Genomic DNA, 18,421 nt, shown 5'->3' on the forward strand with positions numbered 1-18,421 from the left:
GGCCCGGGCAGTCTACGTGTGCGTAGTGACGAGTTGGAGAATCGTATTCTACGTGTGAAGTATTAATTGTAATACCACGTGCTTTTTCTTCTGGTGCAGAGTCAATTGCAGCGTAGTCTTTCGCTTCGCCACCGAATTTCTTCGCACATACAGTTGCAATTGCAGCTGTTAAAGTTGTTTTACCATGGTCAACGTGACCGATTGTGCCCACGTTAACGTGTGGCTTATTACGTTCAAACTTAGCCTTAGCCATGAGATCTTCCTTTTTAAACTACTCATGCAGGATCACTGCATGAGCACTTGGTTTTTAACTATGAATTAGTTTGGGCTTATAGTAATCGAAAGATTACTCGTCGTCACCTTTTTTACCGCCAGACTGAAATTTAGAAATGATGCCTTCAGCCACGTTACGTGGAGTTTCAGCATATTTAGCAAATTCCATAGAGTATGTTGCACGGCCTTGAGACATAGAACGCATTTGAGTCGCGTAACCAAACATCTCTGCAAGTGGAACTTCAGCTTTAATTGCTTTAGTACCGCCAGGCAAGTCATCCATACCTTGAACCATACCACGACGACGGTTTAAGTCACCCATGATATCGCCCATGTAGTCTTCTGGAGTTTCTACTTCAACTTTCATGATCGGTTCAAGCAAGATAGGATCTGCTTTCATGAAACCGTCACGGAATGCGTAAGAACCTGCCATTTTGAACGATAATTCGTCCGAATCGACATCGTGGTAAGAACCGTCAAACAATGTAGCTTTGATGCCAACAACTGGGTAACCAGCAAGGACACCATTCTTCATACGCTCTTGGATACCTTTATCCACAGCACCGAAGAATTCTTTAGGAACTACACCACCAACAACTTCTTCAACGAATTCGTAATCTTTTTCTGATTCAGGATCCATTGGCTCTAAACGTACGTATACGTGACCAAATTTACCTTTACCACCAGTTTGACGTACGAATTTACCTTCTTGTTCAACTGTCTTCTTGATCGTTTCACGGTAAGAAACCATTGGTTTACCAATGTTTGCTTCAACACCGAATTCACGCTTCATACGGTCAACAATGATGTCAAGGTGAAGTTCACCCATACCAGCAATAATTGTTTGACCTGACTCTTCGTCAGTACGAACGCGGAATGATGGATCTTCCTTAGCCAAACGACCTAAAGCAATTGACATTTTTTCTTGGTCAGCTTTAGTTTTTGGTTCAACAGCCAATGCAATTACTGGCTCTGGGAATTCCATACGCTCAAGTGTGATGACATTTTTCTCATCACAAAGTGTATCACCCGTAGTAACGTCTTTAAGACCTACACACGCAGCGATATCACCCGCACGAATTTCTTCAACGTCTTGACGATCGTTCGCGTGCATTTGCACGATACGGCCGATACGTTCACGTTTAGATTTAACTGGGTTATAAACAGAATCACCTTGTTTAAGAACACCAGAGTAAACACGTACGAAAGTTAAGTTACCTACGAATTTGTCGTTCATGATTTTGAACGCAAGCGCAGAGAACGGAGCTTCGTCAGATGCTTCACGAATCGCTTTAGTTTCAGCTTTGTCGTCAAGAACACCTTCAATCGCTTTAACTTCTGTAGGCGACGGTAAGAATTCAATTACTGCGTCCAACATACGTTGAACACCTTTGTTTTTGAACGCTGTACCACAAAGCATTGGTTGAATTTGACAAGCCAAAGTTTGAACACGTAGACCAGCAACGATATCTTCTTTAGATAGTTCGCCTTCTTCTAGGTATTTGTCCATTAGCTCTTCAGAAGCTTCAGCAGCAGCTTCAACCATGTTTGTACGCCATTCTTCAGCAGTAGCTAGAAGTTCAGCCGGGATTTCACCGTATTCGAACTGCATACCTTGTGAAGCTTCATCCCAAATGATCGCTTTCATTTCGATCAAGTCGATTACGCCTTGGAAGTTTTCTTCAGCGCCAACAGGGATTACTACAGGTACAGGAGCTGCACCTAAACGTGTCTTCATTTGTTCAACAACACGGAAGAAGTTTGCACCAGTACGGTCCATCTTGTTCACGAATGCTAAACGAGGCACTTGGTATTTGTTCGCTTGACGCCATACAGTTTCAGACTGAGGTTGTACACCACCTACAGCACAGTAAACCATACACGCACCATCAAGAACACGCATAGAACGTTCAACTTCAATTGTGAAGTCAACGTGTCCCGGTGTATCAATTACGTTGATACGGTGTTCAGGGAACTGTTTAGACATACCTGACCAGAATGTAGTCGTAGCAGCAGAAGTAATGGTAATACCACGTTCTTGCTCTTGCTCCATCCAGTCCATTGTTGCTGCACCGTCGTGTACTTCACCAATTTTGTGAGATACACCTGTGTAGAACAAAATACGTTCTGTAGTTGTGGTTTTACCCGCATCAATGTGCGCAGAAATACCAATGTTACGATAACGAGAAATTGGGGTTTGACGAGCCATGATTTCTTGCATTCCTAAATTTTGTTGTTTAAAACAGGCGCTTTAAGCTGACGAACAGCTTAAAGCGATTCGATGACAGTTTGGCGTAAGCCAAGCTATCACCCTCCTGAATAGGGGCTGTTTTAGTCGCTTAGAAGCGGTAGTGAGAGAATGCTTTGTTGGCTTCAGCCATACGATGCACGTCATCACGTTTTTTAACCGCTGCGCCTTTACCTTCAGCTGCATCAAGCAACTCACCAGCAAGACGTAAAGCCATAGTTTTTTCAGAACGCTTAGCAGCAGCATCTACTAACCAACGCATAGCTAGAGCAGTACGACGGGATGGGCGTACTTCCATAGGTACTTGATAAGTAGCACCACCAACACGGCGTGCTTTTACTTCAACCATAGGACGAACTTTTTCAAGAGTAGTCTCGAAAAATTCAACTGGGTCTACTTTGTTTTTTTCTTGAACGCGGTCTAAAGCACCGTAAACGATACTTTCAGCAATAGATTTTTTACCATCTTGCATTACGTGGTTCATGAATTTAGCGATTGTTTGGCTGCTGAACTTAGGATCCGGAAGGATTTCACGAGCAGCAACTACGCGACGTCTTGGCATTTTAAACTACCTATATATATGACACTTCAGGTTAATCCAGCCGTAGCACAAAGTGTCATGTGCTTTCGCTGGCCTTACTACACGTCGCTTGAATTTCACAAAATTAATGCAGAAATCAGACAAGCGAGACGATAAAGGATTGCAGTTCTAGCGAACTAAGAGGTTAATCTCGAAAGATTATTTCTTAGGACGTTTAGTACCGTATTTAGAACGAGACTGGTTACGATCTTTCACACCAGCACAGTCTAAAGAACCACGAACGGTATGGTAACGTACACCTGGTAAGTCTTTAACACGACCACCACGGATAAGAACAACACTGTGCTCTTGTAGGTTGTGGCCTTCACCACCGATGTAGCTAGAAACTTCAAAGCCAGAAGTTAAACGCACACGGCAAACTTTACGCATTGCTGAGTTAGGTTTTTTAGGTGTAGTTGTGTAAACACGTGTACAAACACCACGACGTTGTGGACAAGCCTTCAACGCAGGAACTTTAGATTTTTCAACTAAAGTCGTACGACCCTTACGGATCAACTGATTTGTTGTTGCCATTTGGCAATTCTCCCGTTAATAAAAAACCCAAAAAAAGACGACTTTTTGAGGGCATGCAATTGTAAGCTAAGACGTAAAAATGGTCAACATTTCAAACTACATGTAATGTTGACCAAATCAGGGCTTTTACAAATTTCTATCTATTTTAAAGGGTTTATTTTTTACTTGGCGCATTTCGTCTTTTTGTAACCTTTTTTTCAGTCGGCTCTACAGCGGGTTTTGCTGTGACTTTTGAAGCCATATTGGGTTCATTTTCCGTAAAAGACTCATTATTGTTCTGTGTGGTCTCCTCAACCTCATCCACTGGATATAAATCTGCAAGATCCTCTTCCATTTGTAGGGCTGGTTGCTGCGGTGCAACAGCATCATGGGGTTCAATCATTTGATCTGCGAGTTGTTCCAGCCCTTGTTGAACACGTTCTTCGGTTGCGACAGGCTCTGTAACTTTGTCAGACTTTTTCTGGATTTTAACCTTGGTAATACTTTGATGACCTTTTAACTCTACTTCAGCCCCAATCTTCAAATCTGAACTATCGGTCTCTGATGTACTGCGCTGTGACAGCAGTCGTGGCGAGGCTTTCACCAAAAGCTCAAGTGAGCGTTCATATGCAGTTAAAGCACTCAGGCTAGTATCTTTTTGTTGAATGATATATTGACGGGCTTGTGAAAAAACCAGTTGTGCTTTTTGGTGTACATCATCAACAAGGCGCCAACTATAAGCTGCACTCACCCCTGCACTGGCAATTGGTGTGAGTTTTGCTAACTTATTCAGTAGCGATAGGTTAACAATCGACTGCCCCCATTTCAGCTGACCATCGGCATTGGTCAACCATTTCTTTAAGGCTTCAATATCATTGCTTGAACCTAAAAGCTGTTGTAACTGAGAGACATCATGGGTTTGCAAGGTACTTGAAATGGCTTTTATCGCCATCAACAAAGTTTGTTTTTCCGCAATCAGCCCAAGATCAATCTGTTTAAAAATAAACTGGACGATGTCTTGATCAGATTCTTTAGTTAAGTCAAAGCCATAAGAACGCCCCACCTGATAAATCATACGTAACGACATCACCAAGGAAGCGGGTACATCTACGGTTGAGCCCACAAAGCCCGTTGCTCCAGTCAGTGCACCTTGCAAGATAGCAATAATTTTATTTTGTTCGGACAGTGCCTGACTAATCCGTTTTGAACGGTCGACATCTTGGGTCAACATTTCTAAATCACGCACGCCCGCTTCATCTAAAACGGCATCGACCGAGCTCATACTCGAGCTAAATTGATTGAGCTGGCTAAAAAAATAATCTGCGGCTTTATCGGAAAGTTGTGGCGACACAAAATGTGCCACTCGATTTGCGTTGACATAATGACGTCCTAATAAATGACGTGATACTGTCGGCAGATGGTCTCTTAAGACTTGCTGCGGGTGTTCATAACGCTTATTTTTCGATTTTGTTTTTGTACTCGCACTATCACCAGTTGTAGCATTGGTCAGTGCTGAGGCCGTATCTGGGCTCACTTGGTTTAATATGTTTAAACCTGTATGGCTGAGCTTTTTAGCCACTCCGAAGGCATTTGAAAAGAAACCACTGCGCTGTTTATTGTTTGAATCCGCCATTCCGTACCCCGTACTTTATAATCTTTCATTTCTAGCTAAATACTAGGTGTAGTACGCATTTATCTCAATAAGAATATGTGTCTTTTAGTAAAGTTGAAATGCTCTGCTCCTGATTTTAAGACAAGTCAAATTGGCATAGGATTTGCCATAAGAATTAAAAATTCTTTCTGCTATTATGATCTGCATTGAAAACATAAGAGTTGCAATTGGCTTAGAAATAAATTGTTGATTCATCTTTAAGCGCAACTCTGCAAAACCACCATATAAGGGATCTTTAAATGAAACGTGTAGTAATCACTGGCATGGGTATCAACTCATGTATCGGTAATACTTTGGAAGAAGTTACTCATGCATTACAAAACGGGATTTCTGGGACACGTTTTAACCCAACCTATGCTGAACTCAATTTTAAAAGTCATATCAGCGCTGCTGCTGAACAAGACTTTGATGGTATCGACCGTAAGCTAAAACGCTTTATGGGTGTTTGTGCCATGTATGCATACAATGCTGCGGTTGCTGCGGTTGAAAATGCAGGCTTAACAGCAGAGCAAATTGGTGGCAACCCACGCTATGGTATCGCGGGCGGTTCAGGTGGTGGCTCAACTGCATCTGTAGTTGAAATGAAAGAATTGTTAGACACCAAAGGCGCACGTAAAGTTGGTCCGTTCTTCGTACCACGCAATATGTCGAACACAATTACAGCAAACGTTGGTGTTGCTTTTAAAATGCAAGGTGTTGCACACACCATTACCAGCGCATGCGCAACGTCTGCTGATGCAATTGGTTATGCCTACAACCTAATTCAACTCGGCAAACAAGACTTAATGCTTGCAGGTGGTGGTGAAGAAGATCACTGGTCTCAAAGCTTGTTATTTGATGCGATGGGTGCACTGTGCTCAAAATACAATGACACACCAGAAACAGCGTCTCGCCCTTATTCAGCAGACCGTGATGGTTTCGTGATTGCTGGCGGTGGCGGTTTTGTAGTGCTTGAGTCTTTAGAACATGCGCAAGCACGTGGTGCCAACATTTTGGCTGAAGTCGTGGGCTATGCTGCAAACTCTGATGGTGCAGACATGGTTGCGCCATCTGGTGAAGGTGCGACACGTTGTGTACTGATGGCACTTGAAGAAGCAAAACAACACGGCGTAGACAAAATTGACTATGTGAATACGCATGGTACGTCGACGCCTGCTGGTGACATCACTGAATTAAAAGCAATGGAACGTGCATTTGGCGAAGGTCAAGTTCCTCCACTCAGCTCAACCAAGTCAATGACAGGTCATAGCTTGGGTGCTGCTGGTGTACAAGAAGCGATCTACTCTGTGCTAATGATGCAAAATGACTTTATTGCACCAAACATCAACGTGACTGAACTGGATGAAGGCGCAAAACCATTTGATATCGTGCTTGAAAAACGTGACGCAAAATTGAATACTGTGATGAGTAACAGTTTCGGTTTTGGCGGCGTAAATGCATGTCTCATTTTCAAAAAGTGGGAAGGCTAAGCCGCTCATTTTAGGGTGACTTGATGGATGCTCCTTCTGATGCTTTCTTGTGGGTAAAAGCATTACATATTATTGCCGTGGTGTGTTGGTTCGCTGCATTGTTCTACTTACCACGGCTCTATGTTTACCATGCCATGAGTGATGATGCCGTCAGTCATCAACGTTTCGAGGTTATGGAACGTAAGTTGTACCGTGGCATTATGTGGCCGTCGATGATTGCAACACTGATCACGGCACATTTCTTGGTGGATTGGGGTGATGCAACGCGCCACTACCATGAAGCCCTGTGGTTCTACCTCAAAGTCGGCTTGGTTGGACTGTTGGTGATTTACCACTTTGTTTGCGGTTATTACCGTAAGAAATTGATTGGTCATGCGCACTACAAGTCACACAAATTTTGGCGCTTCTTTAATGAAATGCCAACCCTCATTTTATTTGCTGTGGTGATTTTAGTCGTGGTGAAACCGACATTTTAAAATCCCACACTTAAAAAGCCCCGATTGATTCGGGGCTTTTTAATATCTATAAATAAATCAACAGTACAACTCAAGATCCGCGCTACGAGCGCATCCAAGATTGACGAATTTTTAAATTGAGTGGGGTCGAATAATATTTCTCAATCACCCAACTCAAAATAAACACTGCGATAAAATAAACAGGCAACAACATCAACTTTTCAGCCGCTAAAGTTTCTTTTGGGAAATACACCACTTTCATTAAGCCGAGAACAATCAAATGAAACAGATACATTTCATAGCTACGCTGTCCAATCCAGACCAAACTCCGTGCCGTGTATGAGATAGGTTTAACTTTCAGGTCTTGGGTAAAACACAATATGAGTAACGCTGTAAGTAAAGCAAATACGCTGATGCCCCAACTACTCACCTCTTTGATGGGTGCATAAAAATATAAAGCGGTCATTAGAAACGCTGTTACTGCAACAATCATTTTTTGATTGTAAATTACACCTTTAAAATGTTGCGCATATATTGCGGTGAGGCAGCCAATGGCAATTCCATCGAAACTAGAAAAATAATGATACAGATAAGCGCCGCTTCCCTCGCCAAAATGGAGGGCACGAAAATACGGTGCATACGCAATGACAACGAGCAGAAAAATAATAAAGCCTTTGCCCCGACCCAGTGCTAAACACAGGACAGGAAACGCTAAATAGAAGACTTCTTCAACCGATAAAGACCACAATACGCCCAAAGCATAGTTCACCCAGCCGTATTCAATAATCAGTAGATTCATCCAGAAGCTCAAAGCTGAAAGAACAGTCACAGCATAGGACACCTCTACGCCATTGGGCGACTGATTGATAAAGGGTTGCAATCCTAAACTTCCGAACACACTGACCATCGCAACCAATAACACCAGACACGGCATGATTCGAGCAATACGACGGATATAAAAATCTTTCAGCTTAATCTGCGCCAAAGATCCACTACGCTGCAAAGTATGCTGGGTAATCAAAAAACCTGAAATGACAAAAAACATGGTAACACCATAGTTGCCGTTTCGGGCAATCAAGGTACTTAAGCTCTCCCCCCCAATGGGGATGCCGAGAAAGGTATCGTATAACTTATACGGAATATTGAAATGGTGAATCAGCACCAAAAGGATGGACACGCCACGCAGGATGTCAATTTTATAATTACGCATAAATCATTGTTAAAATTTTAAAGTGCCTCATTAAAAGTAAAATCACCTGATTTAGACAGCTTTTATATATAAAATCATACAATGATCTAACACTTAGTTAGAATCCATTGATTCAGCTCAAGTAAAAAAGAAAGCCCTACTTATGCAGGGCTTTCTTTCAAATATCAAAAGTACAGAATGAGTTTTAGCTATTTACTGCGGAGTCTTACTGTTTTAAGTTTTAATTGCTTGAGTTCGTTTTGTTCTTTTGTTTCGCCAAAAGAACCAAAAACATTTGTCATCCGCAAAACCTGTTCACTTTCAGTATTTAAAAATTTCGTTGCAAAAACAGTCCACTTTAAATGCTAGACAGGTTGCGGATGACATCGTCACGTATCGAATAAAACCTCAAACTTAAAAAGAAAATACCAGTCAGTTAAGAAACTGACTGGTATTACTACTTATGCAGGGCTTTCTTTCAAACATCACGAGTACAAAATAAATGTTACTTAGTTATCCAATTGCTGCCCTAACAGACGTTTTTTCATACGTGGTTTGTACAGCAGTTGATACGTCACGGCTAAAATAATCACCCATAATGGACTGATCATCAATGCGCGAAGGGTATCCGCCTCTAAACTCAAAATAATCAACGTAAAGAACAAGAAGATTAAGACCACATAAGACATCCAAACACCGCCTGGCATTTTAAAGGTCGATTTTGCATGAAGCTCAGGACGCAATTTACGGTAGCGGATATAGCACACCATAATAATGCTCCAGATACTGATGAACAGAATCACACACAATGAGCTGGCTAATGTAAAGGCTTCAACCGTGTTTGGTACAAAGTACTGCAGCGCAGCACCTGCCATGATAAAAGCACATGAGAAGAATAAGCCTTTTGCTGGCACCGCACGTTTTGATAGACGCGCTAGGCTCTGTGGTGCTTGCCCTTCTCTTGCCAAACCAAACAGCATCCGTGATGTAGAGAACACACCACTATTCATTGAAGACATCACTGAAGACAGCACAACCAAGTTCATAATGATGGCTGAAGTTGGGATACCTGCATGTAAAAATAGTGAAACGAACGGGCTTTGATCCGCAGGAATTTGATTCCACGGAGTCACCGACATCACTACAAATAATGACAAGACATAGAACAAAATGATACGGGTTGGAATCGCATTCACTGCTTTCGGTAAGTTCTTTTCAGGATCTTTGGTTTCAGCAGCCATGGTTCCAATTAGCTCTACACCGACAAAGGCAAAGAGTGCAATTTGAAAACCGGCCAAGAAGCCATCGGCACCTTTAGGAAACATGCCGCCATGCGACCAGACATTGGTAAAGCTGGAAGCCGTGCCATCCGGTGAGTGAAAATGGCTGAATACCATAAAGCCGCCTATCACGATCAGCCCTAAAATGGCTAAAATTTTGATTAAAGCAAACCAAAATTCAATTTCACCAAAGAGTTTCACAGTCAGCAAATTTAACCCAAGGACAAACAGCACACAGCCGACACTGATTAAAGCCTGCCCCATGGGAGTAAAGGCCATGTCTGGCGGGAGCCAAAAGCCGAGATAGTTAATAATGGCTGCCAAGTCCGCAATACCGACTAAGACCCAACCGAGCCAATAAGACCAACCGATATAGTAACCCGCACCTGGCCCAATCAGATCATGAGCCATGTCGATAAACGACTTATAGTGCAAATTTGACAATAAAATTTCGCCCAATGCACGCATTAGGAAGAAGAACATGGTCCCGATAATCATATAAATGATTAGGATAGAAGGACCAGCAAGAGAGATAGTTTTGCCCGAACCCATGAACAGGCCCGTACCAATCGCGCCACCAATGGCAATCAATTGCAGGTGGCGGTTGGATAATTTCCGTTGTAATTCATGCGATGATGCATTTGCACCGTCAGCTTGTGGGGTAGTCGTCATAATTTAACATCCTGTTAAAGTCCTTTTTTGCGTATAAACCATGTTCATACAGTGCTCGTTTTCCTAACGGGCGGTATTTATACGCTGATCAGCCATTCAGCCTGAGCCAAAGGGCTGATACACACGGGGGAGAGTTTAAAAAATTAGTTTTGTGCAGCTGTCACTGCAATTTCGATCAACCAGTTTGGATTGACCAAATCAGCCTGAATCGTGGCACGCGAAGGTGCTACACAACCGTTCATCCAATCAATCCAAATCGCATTGACTGTTGAAAAATCAGAGAGATTTTTGATGTAAAGCTGAGCAGATAACAAACGTGATTTATCTGTATTTGCCAAAGCTAAAAGCTCATCAATAGTTGCTAAAATTTCACGGGTCTGACCTGCGACATCATTGTCGGTATTTTTTGGCACTTGCCCTGACAAATACACCACTTGATTAAACACAGTGACTGCACTCATGACTTCGTTGGTGTTGAATTTTTGAATGTCTGAATGTGACATAGGTCTTTCCTTGTATGAAACTGTATAAAAATAAAATTTAATCTTGGATAAAATTGACACGTGCAGTGACAGCACACATCAGCTCATAGCCAATCGTGCCTGAACCTGCTGCGACTTCATCAATGCTGAGTACAGCACCCTGTTTCGATGTACCCCACAGCACCACTTCACTGCCGACTTGGGCATTTGGAAGGTGAGATAAATCGACCGCCAACATATCCATGCTGACACGTCCGACCAAGCTACTGCGTTGTCCATCGACTAAAACAGGCGTACCTGTTGCGGTAATCCGTTGATAACCATCGGCATAACCACAAGCCACAATACCCACACGCATGTCGCTTTCAGCAATGAACTTTGAGCCATAACCGACGCTGTCGCCTGCTTTTAACCGCTGAATAGCAATCAGCTCACTGCGCAAACTCATGGCAGGTTGCAAATCCCAGTCTTGAATGGAGTGGCTTGGATAATCTGGAGAGCTGCCATAGAGCATGATGCCGCTACGGATCACATCCGACTGCAACTGTTCATGGCGGAGAATGGCTGCACTGTTACTGACTGAACGTGCACCCGGTAGATCATGGGTGATGGCATCAAATAACTGACATTGATGCGCAATGCCTTCACGTCCGAAACGCTCACCATCGGCATCCGAAAAATGCATCATATGGGTCAAGCGTTGAACTTGAGGCAAACTGGAAAGCTGCTGCCACACTTGACGGTATTGTTCAGGACGGAAACCTAGACGGTTCATACCGCTGTTCATTTTTAAATAAACATCGAACTGCGCCTCTAAAGGAAAACGCGCTAACCATTCGAGTTGATATTCACTATGAATACTAAAGCTTAGATCCAACTCATGGCAGTCAAATAGATCTTGCTCTGAAAAAATACCTTCGAGTAACAGAACTGGACCTGTCCAGCCCAAGGCCCGAATACGTTTCGCCTCCGCCAAATCGAGCAGCGCAAAACCATCGGCAGATTTGAACGCTTGATAGACGCGTTCAATCCCATGACCATAGGCATTGGCTTTAACCACCGCATAGACTTGGCTATTCGGCATTTTCGTGCGGGCAACATTTAAATTATGCTGCAGTGATTGGCTATGAATCACTGCAGTAATTGGACGCGGCATTTTCTTCTTCCTTGAATCAATATGACCTAAAACGGATTAGGCTGCTGAAGGATAACGTTGAATCGATAGACCTTCAGTACTGATGTCTGGTTGATGGTTCATCACCAAGTCACTAATGAGCTTGCCTGAACCACATGCCATGGTCCAACCCAAGGTGCCATGTCCTGTATTCAAGAATAAGTTTTTAAAACGAGTCGCACCAATAATTGGTGTAGAGTCTGGTGTCATTGGACGTAAACCCGTCCAGAAACTTGCTTCAGCTAAATTTCCACCTGGGAATAAGTCTTGAGTCACCATTTCCAAGGTTGCACGGCGGTCTTGATTTAAACCGTGGTTGAAACCACTCAGTTCAGCCATCCCCCCCACACGGATACGTTGGTCAAAACGCGTAATGGCAATTTTATAAGTTTCATCAAGCACCGTAGACTGCGGTGCAAATGCAGGATCTACAATTGGAATGGTCAGTGAGTAGCCTTTTACAGGATAGACAGGCAAATTCAAATTCAATGGTTTTAAGAAATCACGTGAATAACTACCAAAAGCAAGCACATAACGGTCTGCTGTAAGCACTTGACCATCAACCACTACACCTTTGATTTCATCCCCTTCAACCACTAGTTTTTCAACATTTTGGTTAAATTTAAATTCTACGCCCATGTCTTTCGCAAGATTTGCCAAAGCATTGGTAAATAAGTAACAGTCACCTGTTTCATCATTCGGCAAATGTAAACCACCGACCAGTTTGTCTTTGGCATAGGCTAAAGCTGGCTCAACTTTGGCTAAGTCATCTTTTAATAATAGTTCGTAGTCGACGCCACATTCTTTTAATACTTGGATGTCACGTTGTACGGCATCCAATTGAGCTTCATTACGGAAAACCTGCAAAGTTCCTTTCGCACGGTTTTCATAGTGAATACCTGTTTCTTTACGCAGTTCACGTAAGCAGTCACGGCTGTATTCAGCAACACGCGTCATACGTTCTTTGTTAATGGCATAGCTTTGCGGATTGCAGTTTTTCAGCATTTGCGCCATCCAGTTCAGCTGCCACATGCTGCCGTCAATGTTAATTGCCAATGGAGCATGATGCTGGAACATCCACTTTACAGCTTTAAAAGGAATACCCGGTGCAGCCCACGGTGTAGAATAACCTGGAGAGATTTGCCCTGCGTTACCAAAGCTAGTTTCTTCAGCAGGACCAGCTTGACGGTCTAAAACCGTAACGCTTGCGCCTTGTTGTGCAAGGTAATACGCACTTGCAACACCGATGACACCACTACCTAAGACAATTACACGCATGACTGATCCCTTACACACACACTAGTTTATTTAACTAGTATATTTTTAGGTTAATAGTTTTTTTCACTGTTTTTAACATTATAATCTAGGTAAATCTCCATTTTTGTCGCGCTAAAATTCTAAACATAGGAAATTTATAATGCGTAAATTAGATCGGATTGATCAGCAGATTTTAGATATTTTGCAGCGCGATGGACGAATTGCGATTAGTGAATTGGCCTCTCGCGTTAACCTCTCAACCACACCATGTTCGGAACGCGTCAAACGCTTAGAGCGCGACGGTATTATCATGGGTTACTACGCACGCCTCAATCCGCAACTGGTCGATCGAAACTTATTGGTGTTTTTAGAAATTAAGCTATCAGCCAAGTCTGGCGATGTGTTTGATCAAGTGGCGCGTGACTTGGTCGAAATTCCTGAGGTTTTAGAATGCCATCTAATTTCAGGTGAATTCGATTATTTAGTTAAAGCCCGTTTAAAAGAAATGAGTGCCTACCGACGCCTATTGGGTGATTTACTAAAAAAACTGCCCTCTTCAGCGTCATCGCACAGTTATATTGTGATGGAAGAAGTCAAAGAAAGTTTTTATTTGGACATTCGCTAACAGCTTATTAAAAATATGCATCTTAAAAATGCATTCACTTTAAATGTTTAAAACCTATCGATTCCCTATTGGAAGTTCTGCACCATGTTTAACAAACTTATGTCTAGTCTTGGCTTACAAGGCATTCAAGTGGATACTCGTCTACACACCACCGCGCCACAAGCGGGACAAGCCATTCAGGGTGAGGTTATTTTTAAAGGTGCTGCGTCTAATAAAATTATCAACGGTATTTATTTAAAGCTCATGACCACAGCCGAGGTTGAGTCAGACGATGCTGAGTACAATAGCGCGTTAAGTATTGCCGAATGGCACATTAGCGGGGCTTTTGAGTTACAAGCCCATCAGTCACATGCATTTCCTTTTTCGATTCAACTACCCTTTGAAACGCCAGTTACAGATGTGCCTTGCCGCGTCAATAAAACTAGAGTGTGGTTACATACACATTTAGATGTGGACTGGGGGCTCGATGCCACTGACAAAGACTATTTACAAATTTTACCGACACCGGCTATGCAGGCGTTTATTCAAGCCATGCAGCAATGCAGTTTTCAGTTGATGACCGTCGATGTTGAAAAAGGTCAACTACGTGGCAACGGCTTCCACTCGAGCATTGGTTGTTATCAAGAACTTGAATTTAAACCTACGCAATTGTTCAACAGCATCAATGAAGTTGAAGTGTCCTTTGTGGCAGAGCAACATCAAACCCATGTGCTTTTAGAAGTGGATCGTAAATTTCGTGGTGATGGCTTCAACAGCCTTACCATTCCCCATCAGCAGGCCAATCCGGCACTGTTAGTGAATGAAATTAGACGCATGTTGGGACTTTAATTTTTAATCACTGCGCACAACTGTTTTAATGTAGAAAGTAGTGCGCAGTCAAAAAAGGCGTTATTTAAATCCTGTCCGAATTAAATTCTGTCTGAGTTAAATCAAGTCCAAGACATCGGCAAAGGTTTTAATTCGCGCTTTAGGTGCGGCTTCCGTCAACTCTTGATCAGAACCATAACCGTATTCCACCACAATGGTTTCAATGCCGTTGCGACGTGCACCCAAAATGTCATGCTCACGATCGCCAACCATCAGACATTCTTCTGCTTTTAACTGCTCTTTTTCTAAAATATAAGCAATCAAATCTCCCTTATTGGTGCGCTCACCGTTCAGTTCACTGCCATAGGGATGCACAAAGTATTGCAGTAAATTGAAATGCTCTAAGATTTGACGGGCATAGACTTCTGGTTTTGCTGTCGCCAAATATAAGTGATAGCCCTGCTCGGTCAGTTTTTTTAAGGTCGGTTCAACATCGGCAAATAAATGGTTTTCATATAAACCTTTCACCGCAAAACGCTCACGATAGCCCAATAAAGCTTGCTCTGCCAAAACATCGTCCACTGCAACATTTAAGAGTTTTGCCAAAGACGCTTTTAGTGGTGGCCCAATAATCCAGTCAATGTTTAGATCTTCAGCAATGGGATGTCCGACTTTGTTTAAGCCATAACGCGCACTGGTGGTAATGCCAACTTTTGGATCTGTTAATGTTCCATCTAAATCTAGCAAAATATGTTTAATCACAGCTGATCCTTCTTGGGCTTTAAATAAAATACTATCGAGAGTTCTGCTAAAGTTGCCTATACTATCGCAAATTTTCGCAACAAGGATATTTCTGTGCGCGCAACCGTACTGTGCTTTTCTGGTTTAGACCCTTCAGGTGGTGCTGGTTTACAGGCCGATATCGAAGCGATTGGTCAAAGTGGTGCGCATGCAGCCATTGCGTGTACAGCACTCACTGTTCAAAACTCGCAACAAGTGTTTGGCTTTGAAGCAACGTCAAAAGAATTGCTGTTAGCTCAGGCCCACGCTGTTGTCGGTGATTTACCGATTAAAGCCGTAAAATCTGGCATGTTAGGCACCACAGATAATATTGCAGCACTGGCTGAATTTCTACGTGAACATCCTGAGTACAAATATGTGCTCGACCCTGTTTTAGTAGCGAACAGTGGAGGTTCACTGGGTGATCAAGCCACCTTGGTCAAAGCCTTTGTTGAGCTGATCCCATTGGCGGACATTATTACCCCAAATACAGTTGAACTACGAGCGTTAACAGGTCTCGATGACTTAGCTGCCGCAACACAAAAACTGTTTGAAATGGGTGCCAAAGCGGTATTGGTGAAAGGTGGTCATGAAGACACACCAGACTATATTCGTAATGCCCTGTTTGTGAATGGCGAGCTCATTTCTGAAACTCGCTGCCCGCGTTTAGCTGGTGAATATCACGGTTCAGGTTGTTCGTTGGCAAGTTTTATTGCAGGCCGTTTGGCGCAAGGTGACAGTGTTAAAGTCGCAGTACATCATGCCGAAACATGGCTCTTTGGCGTATTAAAACAGGCAGAAACACCTGTTGAAGGCGGTCAAAAAATTCCAAAGCGTTTTTGAGTAGAAAACCCTGCGTATGCAGGGTTTTCTTTATCCATCTTGATGGCGTTGCTTTAAATGTGCCACATGCTCACGGTTGGTTTTCCATGACTTTTCTAACACTTCTTTTTCAATCCGAAGCTGAATCCTTTTTAGTTTCATCACTGGAATCACTTCTGTGTTAAAGGTCTTAATATAATCGACCCATGCTTTACCTTTAAATACCGTACTGGGCATCGCAGTTTTAAACTCGCATTCAGGCATAAACACCACAGCAGAATGGATATAATCTACATCAACAATATCGTGCAACACACTTTGCAGCACTTTGACGTGTTTATAATTTTGATGCAGCGGATTTTGAAATTTAAAGCTCTTTTTATAAATTTTCTGCGTCCACATCTTTTGTCGTTCACCACCAAAAATCCAGCCCTTATAGTTTTTGGTTTCAATCACAAAAACACCAAAGGGGCTCAATACAATATGGTCTATTTGAGTTGTCCCTCCCTGCTCATCAGGCAAAGTCACATCGTTAATTAAAATATAACGCTCATCCAAATATAATTTCACATGCGCTTGAACTGCGAACTCACCGAATTTTCCTTTCAGATAAGGCTTAAACGCTTTTAAAAGGCCGATCCCGAACAAGATCAGTAGCATCCACCACAGTTCTGAAAACACATTCCCCACAATTTGACTCATCATATTATTCATCGTTATTTGAGTTAGAGACACGATTCTTTAAAAGAATACAGATTAAAACATAAGGTACTGATTTTTAAATTATTAAACTAAAATACGAGCGTAAAAACTCCGAAACACATGCTTAATTCGCATTTTTCTCAAGTTTCAATAAAATATCTTTATTGTCCAAACCGCCTGCAAAGCCGACCAATTTTCCATTCGCCCCCACAACCCGATGACACGGCGCAATGATTGAAATTGGATTTTTGCCATTAGCCGCACCCACTGCACGAACGGCTTTGACATTACCAATCTGTAGCGCAATATCTTTATAGCTTCGGGTTTCACCAAAAGGAATTTGCAATAAAGCCTGCCAAACTTGCTTCTGAAAATCTGTCCCCGCAAAATCCAAAGGCAAATCAAAACTTTGACGTTTTGCCGCAAAATACTCGCTCAACTGTTTCTCTGTTTCCAACAAAATCGGATGCTGATTGTGTTCGACCAGCTCAGCTAAACGTACCCGTTTGGGATTTTCATTTTCCCACAATACGGCAACCAAGGCTTGATCATGTGCCACCAGTCTCAGTACCCCGACAGGAGATGGCATATATTTAAAAAATAAGCGCATGGTTCACCACAAAAATTGTCTATGTATGCAACATTATGACGATGAAAGTTTCATCAGTACAAGCCCAGAAATGATTAAAACCGCTGCGAGCATCCGCATGGCATTGGCAGGTTCACCCAAAATCAAAATACCAACCAAAAATGAACCAATCGCGCCAATCCCTGTCCAAACGGTATAGGCAGTGCCCAAAGGTAAGGTCTTCATGGCATAAGACAGCAGCGCAAAACTGGCCACCATAAATACGAGGGTTAAAATACTCGGCGTCAGTTTGGTAAAACCATCCGATACTTTTATTGCATAAGCCCAAACCACTTCGAGCATACCTGCAACTATTAAAATCACCCATGCCATACGCAACACACCTTTTATTCCGAGCAGAAACAACAAAGCTTCAAACGAAGGATCGCTTGAAGCTCTACATATTTGAATGAATTTAGCTTGATGAGAGTTTCATCAAAATCAGGCCCGATACAATCAGCACCGCAGCAAACATCCGCATAGCAGTTGCTGGCTCACCTAAAATAAAAATCCCCACCAAGAAAGATCCAATCGCACCAATCCCAGTCCAAATGGTATACGCGGTTCCTAGCGGCAATGTTCGCATTGCATAGGCCAGTAAACCAAAACTTAAAATCATGAACACAATGGTAACGATGCTGGGTGTGAGTTTGCTAAACCCTTCGGACAGTTTCATTGAATATGCCCAAACGATTTCAAACAGACCCGCAAAGATAAGAAAAACCCAAGCCATGCTACTGACTCCTCTTCACTAGAGTCAGGCCGTCCTGACGAATTTTCTCAATATGAGGGA

General features: G+C 42.7%; 20 protein-coding genes. 5 read left to right on the plus strand and 15 right to left on the minus strand.

The features are described from left to right. The 5 genes from MF4640_RS13710 to MF4640_RS13730 all read right to left on the minus strand — a co-directional run. Positions 1–253: GTP-binding protein (locus tag MF4640_RS13710; protein ID WP_005104813.1), on the minus strand; the 253-nt coding region annotated here is incomplete at its 3' end. A 93-nt stretch (positions 254–346) separates the two neighbouring features. Next, a complete protein-coding gene (gene fusA, locus MF4640_RS13715) occupies positions 347–2,482 on the minus strand; it encodes an elongation factor G (RefSeq protein WP_005400176.1) in 2,136 nt (711 codons plus the stop codon). A gap of 130 nt (positions 2,483–2,612) precedes the next feature. Continuing rightward, positions 2,613–3,083, minus strand: a complete 471-nt coding sequence (rpsG, locus tag MF4640_RS13720; RefSeq protein ID WP_004694929.1) for a 30S ribosomal protein S7 — start codon at positions 3,081–3,083, stop codon at positions 2,613–2,615. Between the two features lie 177 nt (positions 3,084–3,260). Next, positions 3,261–3,635 (minus strand): 30S ribosomal protein S12, encoded by a 375-nt coding sequence (rpsL, locus tag MF4640_RS13725; RefSeq protein ID WP_002050319.1) that lies wholly within the window; start codon positions 3,633–3,635, stop codon positions 3,261–3,263. 154 nt (positions 3,636–3,789) lie between these two features. After that, complete coding sequence (locus tag MF4640_RS13730; RefSeq protein ID WP_078389943.1) at positions 3,790–5,247, minus strand: EcsC family protein; 1,458 nt, start codon at positions 5,245–5,247, stop codon at positions 3,790–3,792. A 278-nt stretch (positions 5,248–5,525) separates the two neighbouring features. Here MF4640_RS13730 and MF4640_RS13735 point away from each other — a divergent pair, with 278 nt between their 5' ends. Then, positions 5,526–6,755, plus strand: coding sequence for a beta-ketoacyl synthase N-terminal-like domain-containing protein (locus tag MF4640_RS13735; RefSeq protein ID WP_004694933.1), 1,230 nt, complete (start codon positions 5,526–5,528; stop codon positions 6,753–6,755). Between the two features lie 23 nt (positions 6,756–6,778). Beyond that, positions 6,779–7,231 carry a CopD family protein gene (locus MF4640_RS13740; protein ID WP_005011820.1) on the plus strand — a complete coding sequence of 151 codons (453 nt, stop codon included), beginning with the start codon at positions 6,779–6,781 and terminating at the stop codon, positions 7,229–7,231. A gap of 82 nt (positions 7,232–7,313) precedes the next feature. On the opposite strand, the gene MF4640_RS13745 is transcribed toward MF4640_RS13740, so the two are convergent. From MF4640_RS13745 to MF4640_RS13765, 5 genes are all read right to left on the minus strand, one after another. Further along, positions 7,314–8,420 (minus strand): acyltransferase family protein, encoded by a 1,107-nt coding sequence (locus tag MF4640_RS13745; protein ID WP_078389944.1) that lies wholly within the window; start codon positions 8,418–8,420, stop codon positions 7,314–7,316. Between the two features lie 488 nt (positions 8,421–8,908). Further along, complete coding sequence (locus MF4640_RS13750) at positions 8,909–10,351, minus strand: amino acid permease (RefSeq protein ID WP_058869021.1); 1,443 nt, start codon at positions 10,349–10,351, stop codon at positions 8,909–8,911. A 143-nt stretch (positions 10,352–10,494) separates the two neighbouring features. Next, entirely contained in the window at positions 10,495–10,854 is a 360-nt protein-coding gene (locus MF4640_RS13755) for a RidA family protein (protein ID WP_004694941.1), read from the minus strand. Positions 10,855–10,891: 37 nt separating this feature from the next. Next, positions 10,892–11,989 carry an alanine racemase gene (gene alr / locus MF4640_RS13760; protein WP_078389945.1) on the minus strand — a complete coding sequence of 366 codons (1,098 nt, stop codon included), beginning with the start codon at positions 11,987–11,989 and terminating at the stop codon, positions 10,892–10,894. 36 nt (positions 11,990–12,025) lie between these two features. Further along, positions 12,026–13,285, minus strand: a complete 1,260-nt coding sequence (locus tag MF4640_RS13765) for a D-amino acid dehydrogenase (protein ID WP_004694945.1) — start codon at positions 13,283–13,285, stop codon at positions 12,026–12,028. Positions 13,286–13,424: 139 nt separating this feature from the next. Between MF4640_RS13765 and MF4640_RS13770 the strand changes: the two genes are divergently transcribed. Both MF4640_RS13770 and MF4640_RS13775 read left to right on the plus strand, forming a co-directional pair. Continuing rightward, positions 13,425–13,889 (plus strand): Lrp/AsnC ligand binding domain-containing protein, encoded by a 465-nt coding sequence (locus tag MF4640_RS13770; protein WP_004694947.1) that lies wholly within the window; start codon positions 13,425–13,427, stop codon positions 13,887–13,889. Between the two features lie 84 nt (positions 13,890–13,973). Continuing rightward, positions 13,974–14,717, plus strand: coding sequence for a sporulation protein (locus MF4640_RS13775; RefSeq protein ID WP_078389946.1), 744 nt, complete (start codon positions 13,974–13,976; stop codon positions 14,715–14,717). Between the two features lie 96 nt (positions 14,718–14,813). Here MF4640_RS13775 and MF4640_RS13780 read toward each other — a convergent pair whose 3' ends face one another. Next, complete coding sequence (locus MF4640_RS13780; protein WP_078389947.1) at positions 14,814–15,458, minus strand: HAD-IA family hydrolase; 645 nt, start codon at positions 15,456–15,458, stop codon at positions 14,814–14,816. Positions 15,459–15,551: 93 nt separating this feature from the next. Between MF4640_RS13780 and MF4640_RS13785 the strand changes: the two genes are divergently transcribed. Further along, the gene (locus MF4640_RS13785) at positions 15,552–16,319 is read left to right on the plus strand and encodes a hydroxymethylpyrimidine/phosphomethylpyrimidine kinase (protein WP_078389948.1); all 768 of its coding nucleotides are present in this window, start codon (positions 15,552–15,554) and stop codon (positions 16,317–16,319) included. 30 nt (positions 16,320–16,349) lie between these two features. Here MF4640_RS13785 and MF4640_RS13790 read toward each other — a convergent pair whose 3' ends face one another. The 4 genes from MF4640_RS13790 to MF4640_RS13805 all read right to left on the minus strand — a co-directional run bounded on the left by MF4640_RS13790 (position 16,350) and on the right by MF4640_RS13805 (position 18,361). Next, the gene (locus MF4640_RS13790; RefSeq protein ID WP_227518670.1) at positions 16,350–17,003 is read right to left on the minus strand and encodes a nuclease-related domain-containing protein; all 654 of its coding nucleotides are present in this window, start codon (positions 17,001–17,003) and stop codon (positions 16,350–16,352) included. Positions 17,004–17,124: 121 nt separating this feature from the next. After that, the gene (locus MF4640_RS13795; RefSeq protein ID WP_078389950.1) at positions 17,125–17,610 is read right to left on the minus strand and encodes a methylated-DNA--[protein]-cysteine S-methyltransferase; all 486 of its coding nucleotides are present in this window, start codon (positions 17,608–17,610) and stop codon (positions 17,125–17,127) included. A 33-nt stretch (positions 17,611–17,643) separates the two neighbouring features. Next, positions 17,644–17,961 (minus strand): quaternary ammonium compound efflux SMR transporter SugE, encoded by a 318-nt coding sequence (gene sugE / locus MF4640_RS13800; RefSeq protein WP_078389951.1) that lies wholly within the window; start codon positions 17,959–17,961, stop codon positions 17,644–17,646. An 82-nt stretch (positions 17,962–18,043) separates the two neighbouring features. After that, positions 18,044–18,361 (minus strand): DMT family transporter, encoded by a 318-nt coding sequence (locus tag MF4640_RS13805; RefSeq protein ID WP_078389952.1) that lies wholly within the window; start codon positions 18,359–18,361, stop codon positions 18,044–18,046. Positions 18,362–18,421: the final 60 nt, after the last annotated feature.

Source organism: Acinetobacter sp. MF4640, assembly GCF_002018895.1.
In the GTDB taxonomy this organism is placed as follows: domain Bacteria; phylum Pseudomonadota; class Gammaproteobacteria; order Pseudomonadales; family Moraxellaceae; genus Acinetobacter; species Acinetobacter johnsonii.